Annotated in this window: 19 protein-coding genes and 4 tRNA genes; 22 read left to right on the top strand and 1 reads right to left on the bottom strand. The window is 41.1% G+C overall.

The annotated features are described in order from the left end of the window. Position 1: 1 nt before the first annotated feature. Positions 2 to 169 carry a hypothetical protein gene (locus EZL74_RS13220; RefSeq protein ID WP_193553764.1) on the top strand — a complete coding sequence of 56 codons (168 nt, stop codon included), beginning with the start codon at positions 2 to 4 and terminating at the stop codon, positions 167 to 169. Position 170: 1 nt separating this feature from the next. Here EZL74_RS13220 and EZL74_RS11360 read toward each other — a convergent pair whose 3' ends face one another. Continuing rightward, on the bottom strand, positions 171 to 1,820 hold the full coding sequence (locus tag EZL74_RS11360) for a GLPGLI family protein (RefSeq protein WP_131476747.1): 1,650 nt from the start codon (positions 1,818 to 1,820) through the stop codon (positions 171 to 173). Positions 1,821 to 1,877: 57 nt separating this feature from the next. Here EZL74_RS11360 and EZL74_RS11365 point away from each other — a divergent pair, with 57 nt between their 5' ends. The 21 genes from EZL74_RS11365 (at position 1,878) to EZL74_RS11465 (ending at position 20,693) form a co-directional block, all read left to right on the top strand. After that, positions 1,878 to 3,146 (top strand): DUF2851 family protein, encoded by a 1,269-nt coding sequence (locus EZL74_RS11365; protein WP_131476748.1) that lies wholly within the window; start codon positions 1,878 to 1,880, stop codon positions 3,144 to 3,146. A gap of 3 nt (positions 3,147 to 3,149) precedes the next feature. Beyond that, a complete protein-coding gene (locus EZL74_RS11370) occupies positions 3,150 to 3,377 on the top strand; it encodes a PspC domain-containing protein (RefSeq protein WP_131476749.1) in 228 nt (75 codons plus the stop codon). A 2-nt stretch (positions 3,378 to 3,379) separates the two neighbouring features. Then, positions 3,380 to 4,261: a ComEA family DNA-binding protein gene (locus EZL74_RS11375; RefSeq protein WP_240034592.1), complete on the top strand. Its 882-nt coding sequence runs from the start codon at positions 3,380 to 3,382 to the stop codon at positions 4,259 to 4,261. A 17-nt stretch (positions 4,262 to 4,278) separates the two neighbouring features. Further along, complete coding sequence (locus EZL74_RS11380; protein ID WP_131476750.1) at positions 4,279 to 5,445, top strand: acyl-CoA dehydrogenase family protein; 1,167 nt, start codon at positions 4,279 to 4,281, stop codon at positions 5,443 to 5,445. A gap of 188 nt (positions 5,446 to 5,633) precedes the next feature. Next, the gene (gene rpsU / locus EZL74_RS11385; RefSeq protein WP_131476751.1) at positions 5,634 to 5,828 is read left to right on the top strand and encodes a 30S ribosomal protein S21; all 195 of its coding nucleotides are present in this window, start codon (positions 5,634 to 5,636) and stop codon (positions 5,826 to 5,828) included. 69 nt (positions 5,829 to 5,897) lie between these two features. After that, positions 5,898 to 6,794, top strand: a complete 897-nt coding sequence (locus EZL74_RS11390; RefSeq protein ID WP_131476768.1) for a tyrosine-type recombinase/integrase — start codon at positions 5,898 to 5,900, stop codon at positions 6,792 to 6,794. Between the two features lie 32 nt (positions 6,795 to 6,826). Further along, positions 6,827 to 7,129: a ribosome hibernation-promoting factor, HPF/YfiA family gene (gene hpf / locus EZL74_RS11395; RefSeq protein ID WP_131476752.1), complete on the top strand. Its 303-nt coding sequence runs from the start codon at positions 6,827 to 6,829 to the stop codon at positions 7,127 to 7,129. A 91-nt stretch (positions 7,130 to 7,220) separates the two neighbouring features. Beyond that, positions 7,221 to 7,294 (top strand) — tRNA-Thr (locus tag EZL74_RS11400). Positions 7,295 to 7,323: 29 nt separating this feature from the next. After that, a tRNA-Tyr gene (locus EZL74_RS11405) sits at positions 7,324 to 7,405 on the top strand. A 135-nt stretch (positions 7,406 to 7,540) separates the two neighbouring features. Next, positions 7,541 to 7,612 (top strand) — tRNA-Thr (locus EZL74_RS11410). 57 nt (positions 7,613 to 7,669) lie between these two features. Next, the gene (tuf, locus tag EZL74_RS11415) at positions 7,670 to 8,857 is read left to right on the top strand and encodes an elongation factor Tu (RefSeq protein ID WP_131476753.1); all 1,188 of its coding nucleotides are present in this window, start codon (positions 7,670 to 7,672) and stop codon (positions 8,855 to 8,857) included. A 61-nt stretch (positions 8,858 to 8,918) separates the two neighbouring features. Next, a tRNA-Trp gene (locus EZL74_RS11420) sits at positions 8,919 to 8,989 on the top strand. 18 nt (positions 8,990 to 9,007) lie between these two features. After that, complete coding sequence (secE, locus tag EZL74_RS11425) at positions 9,008 to 9,205, top strand: preprotein translocase subunit SecE (protein ID WP_131476754.1); 198 nt, start codon at positions 9,008 to 9,010, stop codon at positions 9,203 to 9,205. Positions 9,206 to 9,215: 10 nt separating this feature from the next. Beyond that, positions 9,216 to 9,767, top strand: coding sequence for a transcription termination/antitermination protein NusG (gene nusG, locus EZL74_RS11430; protein ID WP_131476755.1), 552 nt, complete (start codon positions 9,216 to 9,218; stop codon positions 9,765 to 9,767). Positions 9,768 to 9,834: 67 nt separating this feature from the next. After that, a complete protein-coding gene (gene rplK / locus EZL74_RS11435; protein ID WP_131476756.1) occupies positions 9,835 to 10,281 on the top strand; it encodes a 50S ribosomal protein L11 in 447 nt (148 codons plus the stop codon). Positions 10,282 to 10,284: 3 nt separating this feature from the next. Then, a complete protein-coding gene (gene rplA / locus EZL74_RS11440) occupies positions 10,285 to 10,974 on the top strand; it encodes a 50S ribosomal protein L1 (protein WP_131476757.1) in 690 nt (229 codons plus the stop codon). Positions 10,975 to 10,997: 23 nt separating this feature from the next. Beyond that, on the top strand, positions 10,998 to 11,498 hold the full coding sequence (gene rplJ, locus EZL74_RS11445; RefSeq protein WP_131476758.1) for a 50S ribosomal protein L10: 501 nt from the start codon (positions 10,998 to 11,000) through the stop codon (positions 11,496 to 11,498). A 54-nt stretch (positions 11,499 to 11,552) separates the two neighbouring features. Further along, the gene (gene rplL, locus EZL74_RS11450; RefSeq protein ID WP_131476759.1) at positions 11,553 to 11,927 is read left to right on the top strand and encodes a 50S ribosomal protein L7/L12; all 375 of its coding nucleotides are present in this window, start codon (positions 11,553 to 11,555) and stop codon (positions 11,925 to 11,927) included. 246 nt (positions 11,928 to 12,173) lie between these two features. Beyond that, a complete protein-coding gene (rpoB, locus tag EZL74_RS11455) occupies positions 12,174 to 15,986 on the top strand; it encodes a DNA-directed RNA polymerase subunit beta (protein ID WP_131476760.1) in 3,813 nt (1,270 codons plus the stop codon). A gap of 91 nt (positions 15,987 to 16,077) precedes the next feature. After that, positions 16,078 to 20,382, top strand: coding sequence for a DNA-directed RNA polymerase subunit beta' (gene rpoC, locus EZL74_RS11460; RefSeq protein WP_131476761.1), 4,305 nt, complete (start codon positions 16,078 to 16,080; stop codon positions 20,380 to 20,382). 2 nt (positions 20,383 to 20,384) lie between these two features. Then, positions 20,385 to 20,693, top strand: a complete 309-nt coding sequence (locus tag EZL74_RS11465; protein ID WP_131476762.1) for a DUF3467 domain-containing protein — start codon at positions 20,385 to 20,387, stop codon at positions 20,691 to 20,693. Positions 20,694 to 21,274 lie beyond the last annotated feature (581 nt).

Here is a 21,274-nt window from a genome sequence, read left to right on the forward strand (position 1 = left end):
TATGGCCAAAAAAACAAAAAGCACTTCTGAGTTTTCAGCAAAAGTGATGAAAGGATTACAGTTGGTTTCTCAACGTTTAATCCAAAGCAAGATTGAAAAAAATCAATCGCTGGTTATCATGCGTGATGGTAAGGTTGTTACGATTAAGGCATCTGAGTTAAGTCTTTAAATTACTCTCCCATTAAAGCTCCTGAAACATTCCACGAACTGAAACTATTGCCTTCGGGCTGTCCTTGCGGAATTTTAATTTGTAGGGTGTGATTTCCTGCCTCCAGATTTCCTAAATCGATTGTGATTGGATTGGTAACCGTTCCCGGGCACCAATTGGCTCTGCTGTAGTCGGAAGAAGACAAGCCATTGGGAAAATTCCCCGAAGCCGGATTGGATAAACGGTATGACCCGCAGTCCTGACGCCAAGGCGTAAAACTGAAGGCCTCTTTTCCATCAATATAAATGGTGTTTTTTTTGGGTACAAACTCATCGCCGTTTTCCCAGCCGCCGTGACCGGTGGTGATGTAGCGCAGTTTGGCGTTTTTCATGGGTTTGTCGAGGGTGAATTTTATTTCCAAGCCTTTGTCATTGTTAAACATGGTTCCGTATTCCTGACCGGCCATTTCCATAATGTTAGTGGTGCAAAACAATGGGATGATTCGCGTATTGATTGTTTTGCTTTCTTCCTCGGGATGTATGGTCATGTTGACGGAAACTTTATGCCCTCCTTTGTCGTAATTCCCAATGGTTACCCCAACCCAGATTTCTTTACCGCTCAACAAGCTTCTCAATTCGGAAATATCCTGACGGTAGAATGCGTTTTCTGCCCAGGTTTTGTCTTTCAGTTGCAGGGTGTTGTATTGTTTGACTCCGAAGGGGGTAAAGAACCGCATCAGTTCTACTACCGGGCTGTAGGTTTCGGTAGCGGTTACCCCTTGGTATTCTTTGCCGTTTCCGTTTTGGTACACCGGTAATGCTTTGATGCCCTTTTCTAATCCATTCAGAAATGAAAATTCTTTGTCGGTAGGGATGAGGAACAACGAACCGGTTCGGTCGTAAGCATCGCCGTTGGATTGCTCTGTGAGGTCGACCAATATCTGACTGCCGGGTTTGATTTCGGGGATTTTGATTTTTCTGAGGGCTATGGTGCCCTTGGCAAAACGGAGTATGCTATCGTTTGATTGAGAGTCTTCCGAAAAATTGATGATTTGTTCTTTGAAAACAGGAATGGTCGTAAATCGGCTTTTCCAAAGCAAGTCTTTATAGGTTAACCCGTCCACCGGTTTTTGGGATGTTGACAGTACTGGAACTTTAGGGACTTTTTCTATTTTGACAGCCGTTATTACAAAATTGCCGTTGCGCACCATTTCTAGTACCAATCCCAGATTTTGCCCCAGAAGGGTAGGAGCTCCTTTTACTTTTAATTGGTCGGTATACCACAATTCTATGGTGTTGGAGTTGATTACTGTTTTGGCTTTTTTGCAAGTGTAGCCCGCTATTTTTTTGGTTTCGTTCAGCAGTTCAAAAGTTTGTTGGGCCAATGCTATACTGTCTTTGGTCGTGATGGTTTTGTTGCTGCTCAAAAAAGCCCATTGGTTGATGGTATTATTGGTTCTGTCGATGACGGTTTGTTCGAACGGGAATGGAGCCTTTTGGTTGGTAACGCTTTCGGTAGTCAGGATTGTTTGAGACGGATTGGTGAAAACCCAAACCGCATCCTGATTTTCTATGAGGGTTCCGTTGGAACTTTTCGTATAGGTAATTTTTAAGTTTTGACCTGTGGTGTATCCGAAACACCATAACAAACTTATTACAAGTAAATTTTTCATTACAAAATGTTTTTTTATAAAAGTAAATTTCTTACTTTAGAGGTAAAATTACCCTTTGTGAAAGAAGATTTCCTTCATTATGTCTGGCAATATAAGAAGTTTGACTTTTCCAACCTAGTCACGGTTTCGGGAGAATTGCTGACTATTGCCTATTGCGGTCATTATTTGAAACAATCGGGGCCCGATTTTTTTAACGCCCAGATTATCTTGGATGATCAAAAATGGGCGGGTAATATTGAAATGCATGTGAAATCTTCGGATTGGTATTTGCATCAGCATGAAAAGGATTTCAATTATGACAATGTAATCCTGCACGTAGTTTGGGAACACGATATGCCTGTTTTCAGAAAAGACAACACAGAAATTCCGGTTCTGGAGCTCAAACACTATGTGTCTGAAGAAAGTCTCAGGAGTTATCAGTCGCTTATGATTCCGAAGACATGGATTTATTGTGAAAGCCAACTCCGGTCGGTGGATGCTTTTGTGATGCAACATTGGAAAGAGCGGTTGTTTGTGGAGCGTCTGGAGCGCAAATCAGTTTCGATACAGCGTCTTTTGGAGCAAATGCAGTATGACTGGGAGGCCGTTTTGTTCTGTCTGATGGCCAAGAATTTCGGGTTGAATACCAACGGAGACTTGTTTCTAAAGATGGCAGAATCGATACCCTTTTCGGTACTGCGAAAAGAACGGTTTGAAGTTGAAAATCTGGAAGCCCTTTTTTTGGGGCAGCTTCATTTATTGGTTGCTGAAGCCGAGGATGTTTATGCCCGGGATTTGAACAGGCGCTATGCTTACCTCTGTCAGAAGCATCAACTGCAGGCGGTTCCTTATGAGACGGCTCAATTTTTTCGGCACCGGCCTGATAATTTTCCGACCATTCGTTTGGCGCAACTGGCCATGTTGTATCATCGTCAGGATCATTTATTTGCCAACATCACAGCGGCCAAAACCCGAGAGGAATTTTACGACTTATTTGACGTTTCGGTATCGGAGTATTGGCAAAACCATTATCAGTTTGACCAAGTGAGTCTGAAAAAACAGAAATGCCTTTCTAAGTCGTTTATTGACTTATTGATTTGTAATACGATTGTTCCGCTTCAATTTGCCTATGCCAAAAGTCTGGGTAAAGAAGTTGCGGAAGCAACCTTCGCGCTCATGCAAACTATTGCTCCTGAAAAGAACAGCATTATTGAAAAGTTTGCTACTTTTGGTGTCAAAGCCAAAAATGCTTTTGAAACACAATCCTTACTGCAATTGAAAAACGAATATTGCCATCAACGGCAGTGTTTGCAATGTGCTATCGGAATTCAACTTTTAAAATCTTAATTTATGTCGCCGGTTATACGATTAAAATATTTCTTTGAAAAACACGGTTTTCACGTTTCTTCGCGTTTGGCAGATAAATTGGGCATGAGAGCTTCGAATGTGCGTTTGTTTTTTATTTACATCACTTTTGTGACGGCCGGTTTAGGGTTTGGTGTGTATCTTACTTTAGCCTTTTGGATTAAGTTGAAAGACTTGATCCGGAGCAAACGCACTTCTGTTTTTGATTTGTAATCTTGTCTGCCACACCCTCATTACTGCAAACCGTTTTACAGTACACCAAAAGCCAACGACTGGGCTTGGTATTGCTTTTTGTACTCATCCTAATTTTACAGGGTGTCTATTTTTTTGTTGATTTCAAGACGGAAACGAATTCAAATAAAGCAGCGGCAACCTGGCTGGCTGAGCAAAAAGAAATTGATTCTTTGAAAGTACAAAGCCGCTCTGTTACACCGGTCATTTACCCGTTCAATCCCAATTATATCACCGATTTTAAAGGTTACAAGCTCGGGATGTCGACTGCTGAAATTGATCGGTTGCTGGCTTATCGGAAACAAAACAAGTTTGTGAATTCGGCTGCCGAATTTCAGACGGTTACCGGGGTGTCTGATTCTTTGCTCAAGACCCTCTCGCCTTTTTTTAAATTTCCGGACTGGGTTACTCATCGTAAAACCTACCCGGCTGCTTTTGTCCAAGCCCATGCCTCTAAGAATGAAAAAACGATAGTACTCGACATCAATAAGGCCACCAAAGAAGAGTTGATGAAGCTATACGGTATAGGAGATAAGATTTCGGATCGCATTTTGGAACAACGGGAGAAACTGGGGAGTTTTGTTTCGATGGAGCAGTTGCAGGATGTATGGGGGTTATCGCCCGAAGTGCTCGAGCAACTCAATCGCCGCTTTGCTGTTCAGTCGACACCCCAACTCAAGAAAATAAATATCAATACGGCTTCGGTAAAAGAGCTGTCACAATCTCCTTTTTTTCGTTATGCTTTGGCCAAAGAACTGGTCATTTACAGGACGATGCACGGCAGTATTACGGTAGAGGATTTGCCAAAAATTAAAGGATTTCCTGTTGATCAGATCCAAATAATTGCCTTATATTTGGAATTCTAAAAAACAGCCCTATTTATATGAATTCATATTTTACAGAAGAACACAATTTATTCAGAGAGAGTTTGCGCAATTTTTTGCAACAGGAGGTGGTGCCGCACATTGAAAAATGGGAAAAAACAGGAACTATAGAGCGCTTTATTTGGAAAAAGTTTGGCGATATGGGTTTCTTCGGGATTGCCTATCCGGAAGCTTACGGAGGAATGAATTTGGATTTGTTTTACACGGTAGTGTTTTTAGAGGAACTTCAGAAAATTAAATCATCCGGTTTTGCTGCGGCGATGTGGGCACATGCTTATTTGGCTATGACGCATTTGAATGCCGAGGGCGACGAGCGCATTAAGCAAAACTATTTAGCTCCCAGTATTTCGGGAGACAAGATAGGGGCGTTGTGCATCACAGAGCCTTTCGGGGGGAGTGATGTGGCCGGTATGCGCACCACTGCTGTCAAGCAAGGGAACAGTTATGTGATCAATGGGTCTAAAACTTTTATTACCAATGGCGTTTATGCTGATTACTATGTGGTAGCTGCCAAAACCAGTCCGGAACTGGGAAACAAAGGCATCAGCATTTTTTTGGTTGACACCCAGACTCCCGGCATTTCGGCCACCAAACTGGATAAATTAGGATGGAGAGCTTCTGATACTGCCGAAATTTCGTTTGACAATGTTGTAATTCCTTTAGATAACTTAATGGGAGAAGAAGGAAAAGGATTTCCTTATATCATGCAACACTTTGCTCTTGAGCGACTCGTTATGGCTGTCAACGCACACGCCAGAGCTGAATATGCTCTTGAGTACACCATTGATTATATGTCGCAACGTGAGGCCTTTGGGACCAAAATCAATAAGTTTCAGGCGCTGCGCCATACCATGGTAGACCATGCTACAGAGGTGGAGCACTGTAAGGTGTTTAATTATGCTGCGGTTGATCGTTTGAATAAAGGCGAGTATGTGGTGAAAGAAGCTACGATGGCCAAATTAAAATCGACCAAAGTGGCGGATGAAGCTATTTACAGTTGTCTGCAAATGTTGGGTGGTTATGGTTATATGGAAGAATATCCTTTGGCCCGTTTGTTACGAGACAGTCGTTTAGGACCTATAGGTGGCGGAACTTCTGAGATTTTGAGAGAGATTTTGTCTAAGATGATTATTGATAAGCAAAGTTATCAGCCGGCGGTTAAGTAGATGGCAGATTGCAGATTGTTGATTGCAGATTGCAGATTGTTGATTGTTGATTGCAGATTTATAGATGATAGACGGATAGATGATGGACTGATTGACTGGTGGGTTTTGAAAATATTTTTTATTTATCCTTTTTAATTCAAAAAAAAAATTACCTTTGCGCCCACTAAATGAGAGGAGGTGTCTAAATTATGTTGATTATACCTATTAAAGACGGAGAGAACATTGATAGAGCATTAAAGCGCTACAAGAGAAAATTCGATAAAACCGGAACTGTAAGACAACTTAGAGCGCGTCAGGCGTTTACTAAGCCTTCTGTAGTGAGAAGAGCGCAAATTCAAAAAGCTGCTTATATTCAAACCTTAAGAGATAGTTTGGAAGGATAGATAAAATCCTTGTCAAGATACTACCGCGAGTCAGTAAAGTTTAGTAACTTTGGGACTCGCGGTTTTTTTATGGACAATTTGAAACATAAGTTTGGAGATTATTTGTTGTCGGAGAAGCACTATTCCCGGCATACCGTAGAAGCCTATTTGAACGACCTTGGTTTTTTTGAGTCGTTTTTGGCTGCTGAATTTGATGACAGCGATTTGGTTCGGGTTGCTTACAGTCAGATTCGCGCCTGGATTGTTTCGCTTTCTGATGACGGACTGTCTAACGCTTCCATTAACCGGAAAATATCTTCTTTAAAATCATTTTATACATTTTTGCTGAAAACGAAACAAATTGACTCCAGTCCGTTGTTGAAGCATAAAGCCCTGAAGTCGCCTAAAAAGCTTCAGATTCCGTTTTCGGAGCAGGAGCTTGATTTGGTGTTGAACCAGCTTCAGTTTACGGATGATTTTGACGGTATTCGCAATAAACTGATTATTGATTTGTTTTACACTGCCGGAATCCGAAGAGCGGAGCTGATTGGTCTGAAAGTTCAACATGTTGATTTGTCTGCCAATACCCTGAAGGTTTTAGGAAAACGGAATAAGGAGCGGATTATTCCGATCTTGCCGGTTGTTGCTCAGCAGATCAAAAAGTATTTATCCGAACGAGCACAATTACAAAGCATTACGGATTCGGAGCATTTTTTTCTACTGTTAAAAGGCGTTAAATTGAGCAATTCGTTTGTATATCGTTTAATAAATGATTACTTTAGTAATGTCTCAGAGAAGGTAAAAAGGAGTCCGCATATCCTACGGCATACGTTTGCGACCCATTTGCTCAACCATGGGGCCGATATAAATTCAGTTAAAGAATTATTGGGGCATTCCAGTTTGGCCTCTACCCAAGTCTACACGCACAGCAGTTTAGCAGAACTTAAAAAAGTTTACGGTAGTGCTCATCCGCGAAACCAACAATAATTCGACAATGTTTAACCAATAAAAATTTGATTATGAAGGTAAATGTTCATGCAGTAAATTTCACTGTCGACAGAAAGCTGGTAGATTTCATTCAGGAACGATTAGGTAAACTCGAAAAATATTACGACAAAGTAGTTTCGTCAGATGTTTTTTTGAAGGTAGAAAAAACAAGTGAGAAAGAAAATAAAGTGGTAGAGGTTAAAATTCTCGTTCCGGGAGATGATTTTATGGTAAAGAAACAATGTAAAACATTTGAGGAAGCAGTGGAGTTGTCGTCAGAATCACTCGAGCGATTATTGGTCAAAAGAAAGGAAAAAATCAGAACCCACATATAAGATAAAAATTTTTCTAAAAATGTTTTGATTAAAAGATAAAATCCATACATTTGCAGTCCGTTAGAAATAGCGGACTTTTTTTATTGTATATGCCAGCGTAGCTCAGTTGGCTAGAGCAGCTGATTTGTAATCAGCAGGTCGTGGGTTCGAATCCCTCCGCCGGCTCAACCTCAGGTATTGAGATAAAAAAAGTTGGGGAGATACTCAAGCGGCCAACGAGGGCGGACTGTAAATCCGCTGACTAAGTCTTCGCAGGTTCGAATCCTGCTCTCCCCACAGGCTTTTATGATTGATTTGAATATTTGTTTCGGATTAATTGGTTGAAAGACGTGATGAGGCTTTGCCTTGTTGGAATTGCAAGCCAGCTTGTAATTTTAAAAAAAACAGTGAAGGTAAAACTTTGCTGACCTTGCCGACTTAGCTCAGGGGTAGAGTGCTTCCTTGGTAAGGAAGAGGTCACGGGTTCAAATCCCGTAGTTGGCTCAAAATTGTAAAATTTGAACACTAATAAATATATAACTAAGTTTAAAATCAATTAAAATGGCAAAAGAAAATTTTAATCGTAACAAGCCACACCTTAATATTGGTACAATTGGGCACGTGGATCACGGAAAAACTACATTAACTGCTGCGATCACTAAAGTGTTATCTGATGCAGGTTACTGTCAAGCAAAATCATTTGATCAAATTGATAATGCTCCAGAAGAAAAAGAAAGAGGTATTACTATCAATACATCACACGTAGAGTACGAAACTGCTAACCGTCACTACGCACACGTTGACTGTCCGGGTCACGCGGATTACGTTAAGAACATGGTTACCGGTGCTGCTCAAATGGACGGTGCTATCTTAGTAGTAGCTGCTACTGACGGACCAATGCCACAAACTCGTGAGCACATCCTTTTAGGGCGTCAGGTAGGTATTCCAAGAATCGTTGTATTCATGAACAAAGTGGATATGGTTGATGATGCGGAATTATTAGAATTAGTTGAGATGGAAATCAGAGACTTGTTGTCTTTCTATGAGTACGACGGAGATAATGGTCCTGTAATCCAAGGTTCAGCTTTAGGAGGATTGAACAACGACCCTGTATGGGTTCCTAAAATCATCGAATTGATGGAAGCTGTTGACAACTGGATTGAAGAGCCGGTACGTGACAATGCTAAGCCATTCTTGATGCCAGTTGAAGATGTATTTACTATTACAGGTCGTGGAACTGTTGCTACAGGTCGTATCGAAACCGGAGTTGCTAATACAGGAGATCCAGTTGAAATCATCGGTATGGGGGCTGAGAAATTGACTTCTACTATTACAGGAGTTGAGATGTTCCGTAAAATCCTTGACAGAGGTGAGGCTGGAGATAACGTAGGTTTATTGTTAAGAGGTATTGATAAAGCTGATATCAAAAGAGGTATGGTTATCATCAAGCCAGGATCAGTTAAGCCACACTCTAAATTCAAAGCTGAGGTTTATATCTTGAAAAAAGAAGAAGGTGGTCGTCACACGCCATTCCACAATAACTACCGTCCACAGTTCTATGTACGTACTACTGACGTAACCGGAGTTATTACTTTACCAGCAGGTGTAGAGATGGTAATGCCAGGTGATAACTTAACTATTGAAGTTGCTTTGTTGAGCCCAATCGCTATGAACGTAGGTTTGCGTTTTGCTATCCGTGAAGGTGGTAGAACTGTTGGAGCTGGTCAGGTAACTGAAATTTTAGAATAAATTTAAATCCAATAGAATTCCAGCAGAGAGCCTATGGGTTGCTCTGCTGGTTTTTATAGAAACGGGCGTAGTTCAAGGGTAGAATAGCGGTCTCCAAAACCGTTGATGGGGGTTCGAATCCCTCCGCCCGTGCAAATAAAAATATTTACAATGGCAAAAATTGTTACCTATATATCAGAATCATTTGAGGAATTAAAATCAAATGTGACTTGGCCGGAATGGGCTGAAGTGCAAAAGTTCACTATAGTTGTGGCTGTGTTTTCAGTGGTTTTTGCTTTAGCTACATGGGGTGTTGATGAGCTTTGTGCCAAAGCGATTGCAGGAATTTTTAATTTAATAAAATCATAATTTCCCAAGCATGGCTGATAATAATGTGAAGAAATGGTATGTGGTTAGAGCTGTAAGCGGACAGGAAAATAAAGTCAAGGCTTATATCGAAACCGAAATCAACCGATTAGGAATGTCTGATTACATTTCTCAAGTATTGGTTCCAACTGAAAAGGTGGTACAGGTAAGAGACGGTAAGAAGATAGCTAAGGATAAAGTATACTTTCCGGGCTATGTCATGATAGAGGCTAATTTGATTGGAGAGATACCACATATTATTAAATCAATTACCGGAGTGATTGGGTTTTTAGGTGAGGTTAAAGGTGGCGATCCGGTGCCTTTGCGTTTGTCTGAGGTAAACAGAATGCTGGGTAAAGTAGATGAATTATCGGTGAATACCGACACTCAAAATATACCCTTCAACATTGGGGAAACCATTAAAGTGGTGGATGGTCCTTTCAACGGTTTCAACGGAACTATTGAAAAAATTAATGAAGAAAAGCGTAAGCTGGAAGTGATGGTGAAAATTTTCGGAAGAAAGACGCCATTGGAATTGAGCTTTATGCAAGTTGAAAAAGTATAATTTTTTGTTACATATATTATAACACGCGTCAATCGCTTCCAATTGAGAGATGCAAAATTTTTAAACAATGGCTAAAGAAATTAGTAAAGTAGTTAAACTACAAGTTAAGGGAGGTGCTGCGAACCCGTCGCCACCGGTTGGACCTGCTTTGGGAGCTGCTGGGGTTAACATCATGGAATTCTGTAAGCAATTTAATGCCAGAACTCAGGATCAACCCGGCAAAGTGTTACCGGTACAAATTACCGTGTACAAAGACAAATCGTTTGATTTTGTCGTGAAAACTCCACCTGCCGCAGTTCAGTTAATGGATGCTGCTAAAATTAAATCCGGTTCCGGAGAGCCAAATCGTCGTAAAGTGGGCAGCGTAAGCTGGGACCAAATTAAAACGATTGCTGAGGACAAAATGCCTGATTTAAATGCATTCACTTTAGAATCTGCTATGAGCATGGTTGCTGGAACAGCTAGATCAATGGGATTAACTGTAACCGGAGATTCTCCGTTAAAACAAGCGTAAGACATGGCAAAATTGACAAAAAAACAAAAAGAGGCTGCTGCAAAGATTGAGAAGAACAAATTGTATTCGTTAAAAGATGCTTCATCTTTATTGAAAACAGTTGCTTCAGCAAAATTTGATGAGTCAGTAGATATTGCTGTTCGTTTAGGAGTTGATCCGAGAAAAGCAAATCAAATGGTAAGAGGTGTTGTAACCCTTCCTCACGGAACCGGTAAAGATACTAAAGTTTTGGCTTTGGTTACTCCGGACAAAGAAGCAGAGGCTAAAGCTGCCGGTGCTGATTACGTAGGATTGGATGATTACCTTCAAAAAATTAAAGATGGTTGGACAGATGTGGATGTAATCATCACTATGCCGGCTATCATGGGTAAATTAGGTCCTTTAGGACGTGTGTTAGGTCCTAGAGGCTTAATGCCAAACCCTAAGACAGGAACAGTAACTATGGAGATAGGAAAAGCTGTTGCTGAAGTGAAAGCGGGTAAAATCGACTTTAAAGTGGATAAAACAGGTATCGTACATGCCGGTATCGGAAGAATTTCTTTTGATGCAGACAAAATTGTAGATAACGCTCACGAAATTATTCAAACATTAGTTAAATTAAAACCAACTGCAGCCAAAGGTACTTACATCAAGTCTATCCACTTGTCAAGCACTATGAGTCCTGCTATTGCTTTAGATCCTAAAGCGGTATAATTGGTAGTTAAACACATTTTATTATGACAAGAGAAGAAAAATCAATCGCGATAGAAGATTTAACTGCAAAGTTGGCTGAGACTAATATTATCTACATTGCAGATACTTCAGGATTAGATGCAGAGACTACTTCCAATTTAAGAAGAGCTTGTTTCAAAGCCGGAATCAAATTAGAGGTTGTTAAAAACACTTTGCTTGAAAAAGCAATGGAAGCTTCTGCTAACGATTACGGAGATTTACCAACTGTTTTAAAAGGTAACTCCTCTGTATTTATTGCTGACGTGGCTAACGCACCGGCAAAAATCATCAAAGACTTTAGAAAGAAATCAGACAAACCTGTTTTCAAAGGGGCTTACATCAACCAAGAAATCTACATTGGAGATAACTTGTTAGACAGCTTAGCATCGCTTAAATCTAAAGAAGAAGTTATCGGTGAAATCATCGGATTACTTCAATCACCTGCACAACGTATTATTTCAGCTTTGTTGAACAATGCTGAACAAAAAGGCGAAGCGGCAGAATAAGAAGAGCAGACTAAAAAAATAATAAATTAAAGAACATTTTAAACGATAGAAAAAATGGCAGATTTGAAACAATTCGCAGAACAATTAGTTAACTTGACAGTAAAAGAAGTTAATGATTTAGCTACAATATTAAAAGATGAGTACGGTATCGAACCAGCTGCTGCAGCTGTAGTAGTTGCTGCCGGTGGAGCCGGAGACGGTGGAGCTGCTGAAGAGCAAACAGAATTCACTGTAGTATTGAAAGATGCTGGTGCTTCTAAATTAGCAGTAGTTAAAGCTGTTAAAGAATTAACAGGTCTTGGCTTGAAAGAAGCAAAAGATATTGTTGATGGTGCTCCTGCAAACATCAAAGAAGGAGTTTCTAAAGCAGAAGCTGAAGGTTTGAAAAAATCTTTAGAAGAAGCTGGAGCTGTTGTTGAGTTAAAATAATCCAACACCGGTTTTAGAACTAGGTTTAGGCCTTGGACGAAGCGTCCAAGGGCCTAAACCATTTTTCGTATAATAAAATTATAGTTTACATGCGAAAACTTTTAATCCGTACGAAGAAAAAAACGAACTGTTTTCCTGGTTTGTTTTTAAAGATGTAAGGGTTATCAAAATAAGGAAAGTATAGCTTACAACATGTGCTGCTGCACAAAAAAAATTACTTTTTTAAAATCAAAATTTTGTCCATTGATGATAACAAATCAGACTGAAAGATTGAATTTTGCCTCTACCAAGAACATTCCTCACTATCCTGACTTTTTGGATGTGCAGGTAAAATCGTTTAAAGACTTCTTCCAATTGGAAACCAAGTCGGATGAAAGAGGCAACGAAGGATTGTATAACACCTTCATGGAAAACTTTCCAATTACTGATACAAGAAACCAATTTGTATTAGAGTTCCTAGATTATTTTGTTGACCCGCCGCGTTACACCATACAGGAGTGTATCGAAAGAGGTTTAACGTACAGTGTGCCTCTTAAGGCAAGACTGAAATTGTATTGTACAGACCCGGAGCACGAAGATTTTGAAACGATTGTACAGGATGTTTATCTTGGAACTATCCCTTACATGACACCAAGCGGTACCTTTGTTATCAATGGTGCAGAGCGTGTGGTAGTATCTCAGTTACACCGTTCGCCAGGGGTATTCTTCGGACAGTCTTTCCATGCTAACGGAACCAAGTTATATTCTGCCCGCGTTATTCCTTTCAAAGGATCATGGATTGAATTTGCCACCGATATCAACAGCGTGATGTACGCGTATATCGACAGAAAGAAAAAATTACCGGTGACCACTCTTTTCCGTGCTATCGGATTTGAAAGAGATAAGGACATTCTTGAGATCTTTGATCTTGCAGAAGAAATCAAAGTATCTAAAACCGGTCTTAAAAAATACATCGGTAGAAAACTAGCCGCGAGAGTATTGAACACTTGGCACGAAGATTTCGTGGACGAGGATACCGGAGAGGTAGTTTCTATTGAGCGTAACGAGATTATATTGGATCGTGATACCATTATCGATAAAGATAACGTTGAAGAAATCATCGATTCGAATGTAAAATCGATTTTGTTGCACAAAGAGGATAACAACCAAGCGGATTACGCCATTATCCACAACACGCTACAAAAAGACCCTACTAACTCAGAAAAAGAAGCCGTAGAGCACATTTACCGTCAGTTGCGTAATGCAGAACCGCCTGATGAGGAAACGGCTCGTGGTATTATTGATAAATTGTTCTTCTCGGACCAACGTTACAACTTAGGAGAAGTTGGTCGTTACCGTATGAACAAAAAACTGAACCTGGATATCCCGATGGAAAAGCAAGTCTTGACCAAAGAAGATATCATCACTATTGTTAAATATCTAATCGAATTGATCAACTCTAAAGCAGAGATTGATGATATCGATCACTTGTCTAACCGTCGTGTACGTACTGTTGGGGAGCAATTATCACAACAGTTCGGTGTAGGTTTAGCCCGTATGGCCCGTACCATCCGTGAAAGAATGAACGTTAGAGATAACGAGGTGTTTACGCCAATCGATTTGATCAATGCAAAAACCTTGTCCTCAGTAATCAACTCGTTCTTCGGTACGAACCAGTTATCACAGTTTATGGATCAAACCAATCCATTGGCTGAGATTACCCACAAAAGAAGATTGTCTGCCCTTGGACCAGGAGGTCTTTCGAGAGAGAGAGCCGGTTTCGAGGTGCGTGACGTTCACTATACCCACTACGGTCGTTTATGTCCGATTGAAACGCCAGAGGGACCTAACATCGGTTTGATTTCGTCACTGGGTGTTTATGCGAAAGTAAACGGCATGGGATTCATTGAAACCCCTTACCGCGAAGTGAAAAACGGAACGGTTGATTTGGTTTCTGAGCCTATTTATTTAAGTGCGGAAGAAGAAGAAGGTAAAATGATCGCGCAGGCGAACATTGATATGGACGACAAAGGAAAAATCACCTCAGACAAGGTTATTGTTCGTGAAGAAGGAGATTTCCCGGTTGTTGACCCGAATCAGGTTCACTACACCGACGTGGCACCGAACCAGATTGCTTCGATTTCGGCATCGTTGATTCCGTTCCTGGAGCACGATGACGCGAACCGTGCGTTGATGGGATCGAACATGATGCGTCAGGCCGTACCACTATTACGTCCTGAAGCTCCAATCGTAGGAACCGGACTAGAGCGCCAAGTAGCTTCTGACTCAAGAGTATTAATCAATGCGGAAGGCAATGGTACTGTAGAGTACGTTGACGCCAACATGATTACTATCAAGTACGACAGAACTGAAGAGGAAAGAATGGTAAGTTTTGACCCGGATGAGAAAACGTATAACTTGATTAAATTCAGAAAAACGAATCAAAGTACTTCTATCAATCTGAAACCAATCGTTAGAAAAGGGGACAGAGTGAAATTAGGACAAGTACTTTGTGAAGGATATGCAACACAAAACGGAGAGCTGGCTTTGGGTAGAAACCTGAAAGTAGCGTTCATGCCTTGGAAAGGGTACAACTTTGAGGATGCGATTGTAATTTCTGAAAAAGTAGTTCGTGACGATATTTTTACGTCTATCCACGTTGATGATTATTCTTTGGAGGTAAGAGATACAAAATTAGGAAACGAAGAGTTGACTAATGATATCCCGAATGTTTCGGAAGAAGCTACCAAAGATTTGGACGAAAACGGTATGATCAGAATCGGAGCCGAGGTAAAACCGGGCGACATTTTGATTGGAAAAATTACACCAAAAGGAGAATCAGATCCTACGCCGGAAGAAAAACTATTAAGAGCTATCTTCGGGGATAAAGCCGGTGATGTGAAAGATGCATCGTTGAAAGCTTCTCCATCGTTACACGGTGTGGTTTTGGATAAAAAATTATTCGCGAGAGCGGTAAAAGATAAAAAGAAACGTACCAAAGATAAAGACGATTTGACGTCTTTGGAAATGGAGTTCGAAACCAAATTCGTTGAGTTGAAAGACAAATTAATTGAAAAATTATTTGTGATTGTAGACGGTAAAACATCGCAAGGTGTGATGAACGATTTGGGTGAAGAAGTGTTACCGAAAGGAAAAAAATACACTAAGAAAATGCTTCAGGCTGTTGAGGATTTTGCACACTTAACCAAAGGACAATGGGTAGCTGATGAAGAGACCAACCGATTGGTAAACGACTTAATCCACAACTACAAAATCAAATTAAACGATTTACAAGGAGCATTACGAAGAGAGAAATTCACGATTACTGTCGGAGACGAATTACCGGCCGGAATTTTGAAATTGGCGAAAGTATATATCGCTAAGAAACGTAAATTGAAAGTAGGGGATAAGATGGCGGGACGTCACGGTAACAAGGGTATTGTTGCCCGAATTGTTCGTGATGAAGACATGCCGTTCTTAGAAGACGGAACACCGGTAGATATTGTATTGAATCCGCTAGGGGTACCTTCCCGTATGAACATCGGTCAGATTTATGAAACTGTTTTAGGATGGGCCGGACAAAAATTAGGCAGAAAATATGCCACTCCAATTTTTGACGGAGCCACTCTGGATCAAATCAATGCATTGACTGATGAAGCCGGCATTCCTCGTTTTGGTCATACATATTTGTATGACGGAGGTACCGGAGAGCGTTTCCACCAACCGGCAACGGTAGGGGTTATCTACATGTTGAAATTAGGACACATGGTAGACGACAAAATGCACGCACGTTCTATAGGTCCATACTCGTTGATTACGCAACAGCCATTAGGAGGTAAAGCTCAGTTTGGAGGTCAGCGTTTCGGAGAAATGGAGGTTTGGGCACTTGAGGCTTATGGAGCATCAAGTACGCTTAGAGAAATTTTGACTGTTAAATCGGATGACGTAATCGGTAGAGCCAAAACTTACGAAGCTATCGTTAAGGGAGAAACTATGCCGGAGCCAGGATTACCAGAATCATTCAATGTATTGATGCATGAATTGAAAGGTCTTGGATTAGACATCAGATTAGAAGAATAATATAGTTGATAGGTGTTGGTTGGTAGTTGATGGATTTCTTCTCAGACTAACAACCAATAACCAACAACCAACAACTTTAAAGTTTACGACTATGATGAATAGAAATAAAGATACTAAAAATACTATCAAAAGATTTGACAGAATTTCGATAGGATTGGCTTCTCCTGAATCGATCTTGGCTGAGTCAAGAGGTGAGGTGTTAAAGCCCGAAACTATCAACTACAGAACCCACAAACCGGAGCGTGACGGTCTTTTTTGTGAGCGTATCTTCGGACCTGTAAAGGATTTCGAATGTGCTTGTGGTAAATACAAAAGAATCCGTTATAAAGGAATCGTTTGTGACCGTTGTGGTGTTGAAGTGACCGAGAAAAAAGTACGTCGTGACCGTGTAGGACACATCAACTTGGTGGTGCCTATTGCCCACATCTGGTACTTCCGTTCTTTACCCAACAAAATAGGGTATATCCTTGGATTGCCGTCTAAGAAATTAGACATGATTATTTACTACGAACGATACGTAGTAATCCAAGCCGGTATTGCCAAAAATGCCGATGGTGAATCGTTGCAAAAATTAGACTTTTTAACCGAAGAAGAATATCTGAACATTTTGGATAGCCTTCCGATGGAAAATCAATATTTGGATGATTCAGATCCGAATAAATTCATCGCCAAAATGGGTGCTGAGTGTATTATGGATTTGTTAGCCCGTACCGATTTAGATGCTTTGTCTTACGAGTTGCGTCACAGTGCTAACAACGAAACGTCTAAGCAAAGAAAAACAGAAGCGTTAAAACGATTACAAGTAGTAGAATCGTTCCGCGAGGCAAACCTGAACCGCGAGAATCGTCCGGAGTGGATGATTTTGAAAGTGATTCCGGTAATCCCGCCTGAATTGCGTCCGTTGGTGCCGCTTGACGGTGGTCGTTTTGCGACTTCGGATTTGAACGATTTATACCGAAGAGTTATCATCCGTAACAACCGTTTGAAACGATTGATGGAGATTAAAGCTCCTGAGGTAATCTTGAGAAACGAAAAACGTATGTTACAAGAATCAGTAGATTCCTTATTTGATAACACGCGTAAAGCTTCTGCGGTTAAAACCGAATCTAACCGTCCGTTGAAATCACTTTCGGATTCCTTGAAAGGAAAACAAGGTCGTTTCCGTCAAAACTTATTGGGTAAACGTGTAGATTATTCTGCCCGTTCGGTAATTGTTGTCGGACCTGAAATGAAATTGTTTGAATGTGGTTTGCCAAAAGACATGGCGGCTGAACTATACAAACCATTCGTTATTCGAAAATTAATCGAAAGAGGTATTGTTAAAACCGTAAAATCGGCTAAGAAAATCATCGATAAAAAAGAGCCTGTAGTATGGGATATCCTGGAGAATGTAATCAAAGGACACCCAGTACTGTTGAACCGTGCTCCTACGTTGCACCGTTTGGGAATCCAAGCGTTCCAGCCTAAATTGATTGAAGGAAAAGCGATTCAGTTGCACCCGTTAGTATGTACGGCGTTTAACGCGGATTTCGACGGTGACCAGATGGCGGTACACTTACCGCTTGGACCGGAAGCTATTTTGGAAGCTCAATTGTTGATGTTGGCTTCTCACAATATCCTGAACCCGGCTAATGGTGCTCCAATTACCGTACCTTCTCAGGACATGGTTTTGGGTCTGTACTACATGACCAAAGAAAGATTGTCGACTCCTGAGCACAAAATTTTGGGTGAAGGCTTGACGTTCTATTCTGCTGAAGAGTGTAATATCGCTTTGAACGAAGGCCGAGTAGAGTTGAATGCCCGTGTTAAAATCAGAGCTAAAGATTTTAACGAAAACGGTGAATTGGTGTATAAAATTATCCAAACCACTGCCGGAAGAATACTTTTTAACGAAGTAGTACCTGAAGCAGCCGGTTACATCAATGAAGTATTGACTAAAAAATCGTTGCGTGATATCATTGGAAAAATCCTGGCAGTAACTGATGTTCCTACCACGGCTGCTTTCCTTGACAACATGAAAGATATGGGATATAAATTCGCTTTCAAAGGCGGATTGTCCTTCTCGTTAGGAGATATCAAAATTCCGGATCAAAAATCACAATTGATTGCTGACGCCCGTGAGCAGGTTGACGGAATTTCGATGAACTATAACATGGGTCTTATCACCAACAACGAACGTTATAACCAAGTGATTGACATCTGGACTTCTGCTAATGCGCAGTTGACGGAGTTGGCCATGAAAAATATCCGTGAAGACCAACAAGGGTTCAACTCGGTATACATGATGCTTGACTCAGGAGCTCGTGGATCTAAAGAGCAGATTCGTCAGTTGACCGGTATGCGTGGTTTGATGGCTAAGCCTAAAAAATCAACTGCCGGAGGTGGTGAAATTATTGAAAACCCGATTCTTTCGAACTTTAAAGAAGGACTTTCGATCTTAGAGTACTTTATCTCTACCCACGGGGCGCGTAAAGGATTAGCGGATACCGCTTTGAAAACGGCTGATGCGGGTTACCTGACCCGTCGTTTGCACGACGTTTCTCAGGACGTAATTGTAAACTCTGTAGATTGTGGTACGTTAAGAGGAATTGAAGTTTCGGCTTTGAAGAAAAACGAAGAAATCGTTGAAACTCTTGGAGAACGCATCTTAGGACGTGTGGCGTTGCATGATGTCATCAACCCGCTGAATAATGAAGTTTTAGTTCACTCGGGAGAACAAATCACAGAAGCTGTTGTGAAAGCGATAGAAGAATCTCCGGTTGAAAAAGTAGAGGTTCGTTCGCCATTGACCTGTGAGGCTAAGAAAGGTATCTGTGCTAAATGTTACGGAAGAAACTTAGCTACCGGAAAAATGACTCAAAAAGGGGAAGCTGTCGGAGTAATCGCAGCGCAGTCTATTGGGGAGCCGGGTACACAGTTGACCCTACGTACGTTCCACGTTGGAGGGGTTGCCGGTGGTGTTTCTGAAGAATCAAGCATTATCGCAAGATTTGGCGGAAAACTGGAAATTGAAGATTTGAAAACCGTAGTAGGAGAAGACGGAGAAGGCAACAAAGTTGATATTGTAGTTTCGCGTTCTACCGAATTGAAATTGGTAGATGTGAAAACCGGTATATTGTTGAGCACGCACAACATTCCTTACGGTTCCGTAATCAATGTGAAAGACGGTGACGTAGTAGAAAAAGGAGCGACCATTTGTAAATGGGATCCGTATAACGGGGTTATCGTTTCTGAGTTTACCGGAAAAATTGCTTACGAAGATTTAGAGCAAGGACAATCGTTCCAAGTGGAAATTGACGAGCAAACCGGATTCCAGGAAAAAGTAATTTCGGAAGGAAGAAATAAAAAATTAATCCCAACCTTATTGGTATACGGTAAAGACGGTGAGTTAATCCGTTCATACAACTTACCGGTTGGCGCTCACCTTATGGTAGAGGATGGCGAGAAAATCAAGGCCGGTAAAATCTTGGTGAAAATTCCGCGTCGTTCTTCTAAAGCGGGTGATATTACCGGAGGTTTACCAAGAATTACGGAGTTGTTAGAGGCTCGTAATCCTTCGAACCCTGCGGTAGTTTCTGAAATTGACGGAGTAGTTTCTTTCGGAAAAATCAAACGCGGTAACCGTGAGATTGTCATCGAATCTAAATTTGGTGAGGTTAAGAAATACTTAGTGAAATTGTCGAGTCAAATTCTGGTACAGGAAAACGACTTCGTGAAAGCGGGTATGCCGTTGTCTGACGGAGCTATTACTCCGGAAGATATCTTAAGAATTCAAGGGCCATCGGCTGTACAACAGTATTTGGTAAATGAAATTCAAGAGGTGTACCGTTTGCAAGGGGTAAAAATCAATGACAAGCACTTTGAAGTAGTAATTCGTCAAATGATGCGTAAAGTACAAATTGAAGATCCGGGAGATACTTTATTCCTGGAAGAGCAATTGGTACACACCGCTGACTTTATTGAAGAAAACGATAAATTATACGGAATGAAAGTGGTGGAAGATGCCGGAGATTCGGAAGTATTGAAACCGGGTCAGATCGTATCGCCGCGTGAGTTGAGAGATGAGAACTCGTTGTTGAAACGCAACGATAAGAATTTGGTGGTAGCCCGTGATGTCATTACGGCCACGGCCACTCCGGTACTACAAGGTATTACCCGAGCTTCGTTACAAACCAAATCGTTCATTTCGGCTGCGTCGTTCCAGGAAACTACTAAGGTATTGAACGAAGCCGCAGTAGCCGGTAAAGTTGATACTTTGGAAGGATTGAAAGAAAACGTTATCGTTGGACACCGTATTCCTGCCGGAACGGGTATGAGAGATTACGATCACACGATTGTAGGGTCGAGAGACGACTACAACGAAATCATGGCTAACAAAGAAGAATACATTTATTAATCATGAGTGATGCTAATCAACAAGGACAAATCAACATAGAGCTTGATGAGAAAGTAGCCGAAGGAATTTATTCTAATTTGGCCATCATTAATCATTCGGCTTCTGAATTTGTCGTAGATTTTGTAACCCTTATGCCGGGTGTGCCCAAAGCTAAAGTAAAATCGAGAATTGTATTGACGCCTCAACATGCCAAGCGATTTTTGAAAGCCTTAGGCGAAAACATCCACCGGTATGAGTTGACCCACGGTGAAATTAAAGATACTGAGCAGCCTCAGGTGCCGTTGAATTTTGGCCCTGCCGGACAAGCGTAACAGTATACACCTTATAGGAACCCCTTTCTCTTTTGAGGAAGGGGTTTTTTGTTTTTGGGACGGCTTCTCGATACAATATTCCTCCGCTTTGCGGAGGAACATCACTCGAAGTGACGGTTTGTTGGGGGTTGTTTTTTTTTGGGGTGGCTTCTCGATACGATTTTCCTCTGCTTTGCAGAGGAAAATCACTCGAAGTGACGGTTTGTTGGGGGTGTTTTTTTTTTGGGGTGGCTTCTCGATACGATTTTCCTCTGCTTTGCAGAGGGAAATCACTCGAAGTGACGGTTTATTGGGAGGGTGTTTTTTTTTTGGGGATGGCTTCTCGATACATCCGCCATGGGCGGACACTAGAAGTGACGGTTAAGGATGGCTTTTTGTTTGGATGACAATAGTGGGGTATTTTGGGTTGTGTGATTCCTCCTTTGTCGGAATGACAATAAGAAGGTTGTGATTTGGGTTGTGTGATTCCTCCTTTGTCGGAATGACAATAGTGGGGTACTTTGGGTTGTGTGATTCCTCCTTTGTTGGAATGACAATAAGTGGGGTGTTGTTTTTATTTTGTAAGTTGTTAAAAATGAATG

The organism is Flavobacterium silvisoli (assembly GCF_004329815.1).
In the GTDB taxonomy this organism is placed as follows: domain Bacteria; phylum Bacteroidota; class Bacteroidia; order Flavobacteriales; family Flavobacteriaceae; genus Flavobacterium; species Flavobacterium silvisoli.